This window comes from Hydrogenophaga sp., from assembly GCF_041633695.1.
Taxonomy (GTDB): Bacteria; Pseudomonadota; Gammaproteobacteria; order Burkholderiales; family Burkholderiaceae_C; genus Hydrogenophaga.
In genome coordinates, this window is the sequence record NZ_JBFJMY010000220.1 from 1 (window position 1) to 6797 (window position 6797).

Sequence of the window (6797 nt, forward strand, 5' to 3'; positions counted from 1 at the left end):
CTGCGGCGCCGCGCTCCGACCAGGACCCCATGACCGACACACCAACCACCGGCGCCGGCGCGCGCACGGTCGAGATCTACACCGACGGCGCCTGCAAGGGCAACCCGGGGCCGGGCGGTTGGGGGGTGTATTTGAAGTCGGGCCCGAGCGAAAAAGAACTCTGGGGCGGTGAGCGCGAAACCACCAACAACCGCATGGAACTGACCGCGGTGATCGAATCGCTGGCCGCGCTCAAACGGCCGTGCAAGGTGTCGCTGTACCTGGACAGCGAGTACGTGCGCAAAGGCATCACCGAGTGGATCCATGGCTGGAAGGCCAAGGGCTGGAAAACGGCGGCCAAACAGCCGGTCAAGAACGCCGATTTGTGGCAAAAGCTCGATGCCCTGGTGCACGGTGGTGTGCACCAGATCGAATGGCATTGGGTCAAGGGTCACGCAGGCGACCCTGGCAACGAACGCGCCGATGCGCTGGCCAACCGGGGCGTTCCCCGCTGAACACGGGCTGGTGGCCTGTGGCGCTTACAAGGGCAGGCGCAGATTGTTGGAACTTCTGACACCAGAAAGGTGTCTGGACGGTTACATTTCGTCTGATGTGTCCGGGCACCCGTTGGGCTGGCGTCCGATCCTCCTTTTTCCGGAACGATTCAAACCATGGCGAACAAGCGCTTGTATTGGGTGGTGGCTGTTGTGGGCATCGGCTTGGCCTCGGGCGCTGCCTGGTGGTTGCAGCACCGTGCGGTCCCGGCCCCTGCGGGCGGTGCGGTGGGCGAATCCAGGGCAGCGGCGCCTGGCGCCGGTGGCGGCGGACGTGCCACCGGTGAAGGCCCCACGCCGAGCGTGGAGGTGACGCGGGTCAAGACCGCCCGCTTGCAGGACGATGCCCAGGCCGTGGGCACGCTGCGTTCGCGCCAGAGCGTGGTGTTGCGGCCCGAGGTCAGCGGGCGAGTCGCCCAGATTGCTTTTGCCGACGGCGCGGCGGTGCGCAAAGGCCAGTTGCTGGTGGCTCTGGACGATGTGTTGCAACGCGCCGAGCTCAGCCAGGCGCAGGCCCAGCTGTCGATTGCGCGCGCCAACCTCAAACGCAACCAGGAACTGGTGGCTGAAAACTTTGTGGCCCAGCGCGTGGTCGATGAAAGCCAGGCCAATCTGCAGGTGGCCGAGGCCCAGGTGGCGTTGGCGCAGGCCCGGCTCTCGCGCATGCGCATACTCGCGCCGTTCGACGGCACCGTGGGCATCCGCAGTGTCAACCTGGGTGAATACGTCAAGGACGGTGCCGATCTGGTGAACCTGGAAGACACTTCGGCGCTGACGGTGGACTTCCGTCTGCCCGAGCGCTACCAGACGCGCATCGCGCCCGGCCAAACGGTGCAGGTGCAGCTCGACGCCTTGCCGGGACAAAACTTCAGAGCCCAGGTGAAAGCCATCGACCCGCTGCTGGACGCCAACGGGCGCTCGGTGGCGGTGCGCGCGGTGCTGCCGTCGGTCAAAAGTGCTGAGTTGCGACCGGGCATGTTCGCGCGCGTGCTTATTGTGTTCTCGGTCAACGAGGCCGCGCTGGTGGTGCCCGAAGAGGCCATCGTGCCGCAGGGCGGCAAACAATTCGTTTTTCTGCTGGAAGAGCAGGGCGAGGGCGACGCGAAGAAGCGCTTGTCGCGCCGCACGGAAGTGCAACTCGGGGTGCGGCGCGGCTCGGATGTGCAGGTGCTCAGCGGTTTGTCCGAAGGCGATACCGTGGTGCTGGCCGGGCAGCAGCGTTTGCAGCGCGACGGCACGGCGGTGCGCGTGGTGGACATGAGCAAACCCGCCGGCCAGAAGGGCGCGGGCAAACCGCCAAAGCCTGGTCAGGCGGAGCCAGCTGACAAAGCCGACAAGGCCGAAAAAGCCACGCCGAGCGCCCGCTGAAGATCCTTCCCATTCTGTTGCGGAGCCACGCACATGCAACTGCCTGAAATTGCGATCCGGCGCCCAGTGTTCGCCACCGTGTTGTCTCTGTTGATCCTGCTGGTGGGGCTGGTCGCCTTCAACGGCTTGACGGTGCGCGAGTACCCCAAGATCGACGAGCCCAATGTGACCGTCTCGACCCGCTTTGTCGGTGCATCGAGCGAAGTCGTCGAGTCCCAGGTCACCAAGACACTGGAAGACTCGCTGGCCGGCATCGAAGGGGTGGACGTGATCAGTTCGATCAGCCGCCAGGAGCAAAGCCAGATCACGGTGCGCTTCCAGCTGGAGCGCGACCCAGACTCTGCCGCCGCCGACGTGCGCGACAAGGTGAGCCGGGTGCGCCAGCGCCTGCCCCAGGGCATCGATGAACCGGTGATCGCCAAGGTGGAAGCCGATGCTTTCCCTGTGATCTGGCTGGCACTGACGTCGGACACCCACAGTGCGCTGGAACTCAGCGACTTCGCCAACCGCCTGGCCAAACCCTTGCTGCAGACCGCACCGGGCGCAGCCGACGTGCGGGTGTATGGCGAACGCAAGTACGCCATGCGTTTGTGGATAGACCCGGACCGCCTGGCCGCCTATAGCCTGTCGGTGCAGGACGTGGAGGACGCGCTGCGCCGCTCCAACCTGGAGGTGCCGGCCGGCCGGATCGAGAGCACGCTGCGCGAATTCAACGTCACCGCCGCCACCGACCTGCAGACCCCGGAGCAGTTTGCCGATGTGACCATCCGCACCATCAAGGGCCAGCCGGTGCGCATCGGCGACGTGGCGCGCGTGGTGCAGGCACCGCAGGACGAACGCACCTCGGTGCGGTTGAACGGCCGCGACGCGGTGTCGCTGGGGGTGATTCGGCAGGCCACCGCCAATCCGCTGGAATTGTCGGCCGGGGTGCGCCTGCTGCTGGACAAGCTGCGGCAAGACCTGCCACCGGGTGTGACGGTGGACATCGCCAACGACAACTCGGTGTTCATCGACCGCTCCATCAAGGCGGTGTACACCACCATCGCCGAAGCGGTGGTGCTGGTGGCTCTGGTGATCTTTGTTTTTCTGCGCACCTTGCGCGCGTCCATCATCCCGCTGGTGACCATCCCCGTCAGCTTGGTCGGCGCCTTTGCCCTGATGGCCTTGTTCGGCTTCAGCATCAACACGCTGACCCTGCTGGCCCTGGTGTTGGCGATTGGGCTGGTGGTGGACGACGCCATCGTGGTGCTGGAGAACATCTACCGCCACATCGAGGCCGGTATGAAGCCGTTCGAGGCGGCGATCACGGGCGCGCGCGAAGTCGGCTTTGCCGTGGTGGCCATGACCCTGACTCTGGCGGCGGTCTACGCGCCGCTGGCTTTTGCGCCGGGGCGCACGGGGCGCTTGTTTGCCGAATTTGCGCTGGCCTTGGCGGGGGCGGTGGTGGTCTCGGGTTTTGTGGCGCTCACGCTCTCGCCCATGATGTGTTCCAAGCTGCTGCGCCACAACCCCAAGCCCGGGCGTTTTGACCGCGGCATGGAGTCGGTGCTGTTGGCCATCACCGCTGGCTATCGCCGCTTGCTGGCGTGGTCCTTGCGCGTGCGTTGGTTGGTGGTGGGTGTGATGTTGGCCAGCGCCGCAGGCAGCTGGTGGCTGCTGCAGACCACGCGTCAGGAACTCGCGCCCATCGAAGACCGGGGCGTGATCCTGGCCTCGATCAACGGGCCCGACGGCGCCACCTTGGCCTACACCCGCCGTTACGCCGAGGCGATCGAACGCATCGGTCAGGACTACCCCGAATTCGACCGTATTTTCAGCAACGTGGGCAACCCTTCGGTGGCCCAGGGCAATGTGTTTCTGCGTGCCAAACCCTGGGAAGAGCGCAACCGCAGCACACAGGACATCGCGCGCGCCATCGCGCCGCGCCTGGCGGGTCTGCCCGGCATCAGCGCCTTCCCCATCACGCCGCCTTCGTTGGGTCAGGGCTTTCGCGAGCGGCCCATCAACTATGTGATCGTCACCTCCGACAGTTACCAAAACCTGTCGCAAACCGTGCGCCGCTTCCAGGACGAACTGGCCAAGAACCCGGGCCTGGTGCAGGTGGATACCGACCTGCGGTTGAACAAGCCCGAGATCCGCATGGACGTGGACCGCGAGCGCGCCGCCGACATGGGCGTGGGCGTGGACGTGGTGGCGCGCACGGTGGAGACCATGCTGGGGGGGCGCATCGTGACGCGCTTCAAGCGCGACGGTGAACAGTACGACGTGGTGGTGCAAACCGTGTCGGGCAACCGCAGCACGCCCGAAGACATCGACCGCCTGTTCGTGCGTGGGCGGGGCGATGCCATGATTCCGCTGGCCTCGCTGGTCACGCTGCGGGAAGTGGTGGTGCCGCGCGAACTCAACCACTTTGGTCAACGCCGCAGCGCCTCGATCACCGCCAACCTGGCACCCAATTACGCGCTGGGCGAGGCGCTGACGTTCATGGACGAGACCGCTGCCAAGCTGTTGCCACCGGGGTACACCACCAACCTCAACGGCCAGAGCCGCGAGTTCCGCAACGCCTCGGGTTCGCTGGCGATTGTTTTTGCGCTGGCGCTGCTGTTCATCTTTCTGGTGTTGTCGGCCCAGTTCGAAAGCTTCGTCGACCCCTTCATCATTTTGCTGAGCGTGCCGCTGTCCATGTTGGGCGCCTTGCTGGCGCTGAAGTTCACCGGTGGCACGCTCAACGTGTTCAGCCAGATCGGACTGATCACGCTGGTCGGCCTGATCAGCAAGCACGGCATTCTGATCGTGGAGTTCGCCAACCAGTTGCGCGAGCAAGGCGTGGACAAGCTGGAGGCGGTGCAGCGCTCGGCGGCACTGCGGCTGCGCCCCATTCTCATGACCACCGGCGCCATGGTGCTGGGCGCCATGCCCTTGGCGCTGGCCACCGGTGCCGGCGCCGAAAGCCGGCAGCAGATTGGTTGGGTGATTGTGGGTGGCATGAGCCTGGGCACCTTGCTCACCTTGTTTGTGGTGCCAACCATGTACAGCCTGCTGTCGCGCAGGCACAAGGCAGGCGCGCGCCCGGTGCCGGTCGGCACGGCGCACGGCCCGCAGGGCGAACCGGCCACCGAAGCCGGTTGAAAAAAGAGCGCGCACCTGGGGTGCGCGCTCTTTGGGTCTTGAAAGCCTTGGGCGTTCAGTCGATACGGGCGCCGGATTCCTTGATCACTTTGGCCCATTTCGTGGCTTCGCTCTGCATCAGCTGGGCCAATTCTTCCGGTGTGCTGGGCAGCGGTTCCAGCCCCGCCGTGGCAAAACGTTCGCGGATTTCTGCGGAGCGCAGCACCTCGGTGATGTCGGCATTGAGCCGGGACACGACGGCAGGCGGCGTGCCGGCCGGCGCCAGAATGGCAAACCAGCCGGACGACTCGAAGCCTGGCAGGCCGGATTCGGCGAGCGTGGGCAGGTCGGGCGCGAGCGCCGACCGCTGTTTGCCCATCACCCCCAGCACGCGCACCCGGTTCGCCTTGATCTGCCCCGCCGCGCTGGCCACGTCGGCAATCGCCAGCTGTGTTTCACCCGTCATCACCGCCAGCACAGCCGGGGCGCTGCCCCGGTAGGGGATGTGCAAGATGCGGGTTTGGCTCATGGATTTCATCAGCTCACCGGACAGGTGCATGGCCGTGCCGTTGCCTCCCGACGCATAGCTCAGCTTGCCCGGTTGCTTGCGGGCCATTTCAATCACGTCGCGCACGTTTTCTGCCGCCAGCGTGGTTGCGGACAGCAGCACGAACGGGCTGGTACCGAACAGCGTGATGGGCGCGAAGTCGCGCGTCGGGTTGTAGGGCAGATTTTTGTACAGCGATGGGTTGGCGGTCAGGCCGCCAGCAGACGCCAAGACGATGGTGTAGCCATCGGGTGCGGACTTGGCGACCAGATCCAGCCCGATGCCGCCACCGGCGCCCGGCCGGTTGTCCACCACCACCGGCTGGCCCAGCCGCTCGGCCAGGCGCGGGGCGACGATGCGGGCGGCGGCGTCGCTGCTGCCGCCCGAAGGAAAAGTGACCACCAGACGGATGGGCTTGGCCGGCCAGCTCTGTGCTGCGGCTTGCAGCGGCCACGCGGTAGCGGCCGCGACCAGTGTGGCGCAGCCCAGCGCGAGCAGGGTGCGGCGGGGGTGATGGTGGTTGGGGTTCATGTGGTGTCTCCTCGGTGGTTTTGAATGGACGGCCTAGAGCTTGAAAAGCCGCTCGGCGTTGGTCTGGAAGAACTGCCGTTTCTGTTCCAGCGTGAGCGGCAATTGGTCCATGGCGCGGACCTCTTCGGCCACGTATTGGTACGGGTAGTCCATGGCATACATCACCCGATCATGGCCCATGGTCTGCTGCACGAAGCTCACCGCCGGCTCCCAGGGCATGCCGCTGCTGGTGAAGTGGAAGTTCTCTCGCAGGTAGTCGCTAGGGCGGCGCTTGAGCGCTTGTGCGCCAGGGCTGCGGTCGGCGCGCACGATGCCGGCGTGCATGAAGTCGATGCGGTACAGCCAGAAGGGCAGGCCCTCGCCGAGGTGGCCCAATACGATCTGGAGTTTGGGAAAGCGGTCGAACAGGCCGCTCAGGATCAGGCGCAAAACGTGGAGACCGGTTTCCACCTGGAAGCCGTAGATGGCCGCGTCCAGGCAGCGCGTCAAGAACGGCTGGATCATTTGCGGCGACGGCGTGTTGGGGTGTATGTACAAAGGGACGTCCAGCGCTTCGCATGCCTCAAAGATGGGCCAGTACTCGGGGTCGTCGAGGTAGCGGCCCTGGGTGTGTGAATTCACCAGCGCGCCCTTGAGCCCGAGGCGGTTCACGCTGCGCTCGATTTCCCGCGCAGCCGCCTGCGGGGCCTGGGGCGCAAAGGCGCAGAGGC

The 6797-nt window shown here is 65.8% G+C and carries 5 protein-coding genes; 3 read left to right on the forward strand and 2 right to left on the reverse strand.

Annotation, left to right across the window (positions count from 1 at the left end; genetic code table 11):
* Nucleotides 1-29 precede the first annotated feature (29 nt).
* The 3 genes from rnhA (at nucleotide 30) to ABYB95_RS13935 (ending at nucleotide 5030) form a co-directional block, all read left to right on the forward strand.
* Nucleotides 30-494 carry a ribonuclease HI gene (rnhA, locus tag ABYB95_RS13925; RefSeq protein ID WP_372659168.1) on the forward strand — a complete coding sequence of 155 codons (465 nt, stop codon included), beginning with the start codon at nucleotides 30-32 and terminating at the stop codon, nucleotides 492-494.
* A gap of 156 nt (nucleotides 495-650) precedes the next feature.
* Nucleotides 651-1901 carry an efflux RND transporter periplasmic adaptor subunit gene (locus ABYB95_RS13930; protein WP_372659164.1) on the forward strand — a complete coding sequence of 417 codons (1251 nt, stop codon included), beginning with the start codon at nucleotides 651-653 and terminating at the stop codon, nucleotides 1899-1901.
* 33 nt (nucleotides 1902-1934) lie between these two features.
* Nucleotides 1935-5030 (forward strand): efflux RND transporter permease subunit, encoded by a 3096-nt coding sequence (locus ABYB95_RS13935; RefSeq protein ID WP_372659165.1) that lies wholly within the window; start codon nucleotides 1935-1937, stop codon nucleotides 5028-5030.
* Nucleotides 5031-5085: 55 nt separating this feature from the next.
* Here the strand turns inward: ABYB95_RS13935 and ABYB95_RS13940 are convergent, their stop codons facing one another.
* Both ABYB95_RS13940 and ABYB95_RS13945 read right to left on the reverse strand, forming a co-directional pair.
* Entirely contained in the window at nucleotides 5086-6087 is a 1002-nt protein-coding gene (locus ABYB95_RS13940; protein WP_372659166.1) for a Bug family tripartite tricarboxylate transporter substrate binding protein, read from the reverse strand.
* Nucleotides 6088-6120: 33 nt separating this feature from the next.
* On the reverse strand, nucleotides 6121-6797 hold a 677-nt coding region (locus tag ABYB95_RS13945), incomplete at its 5' end, for an amidohydrolase family protein (protein ID WP_372659167.1).

What these genes read in the sequence shown, in the direction of transcription:
- ABYB95_RS13930 (WP_372659164.1), top strand. Translation starts at nt 651, where the DNA reads ATGGCGAACAAGCGCTTGTATTGGGTGGTGGCTGTTGTGGGCATCGGC.
- rnhA (WP_372659168.1), top strand. Translation starts at nt 30, where the DNA reads ATGACCGACACACCAACCACCGGCGCCGGCGCGCGCACGGTCGAGATC.
- ABYB95_RS13940 (WP_372659166.1), bottom strand. Translation starts at nt 6,087, where the DNA reads ATGAACCCCAACCACCATCACCCCCGCCGCACCCTGCTCGCGCTGGGC.
- ABYB95_RS13935 (WP_372659165.1), top strand. Translation starts at nt 1,935, where the DNA reads ATGCAACTGCCTGAAATTGCGATCCGGCGCCCAGTGTTCGCCACCGTG.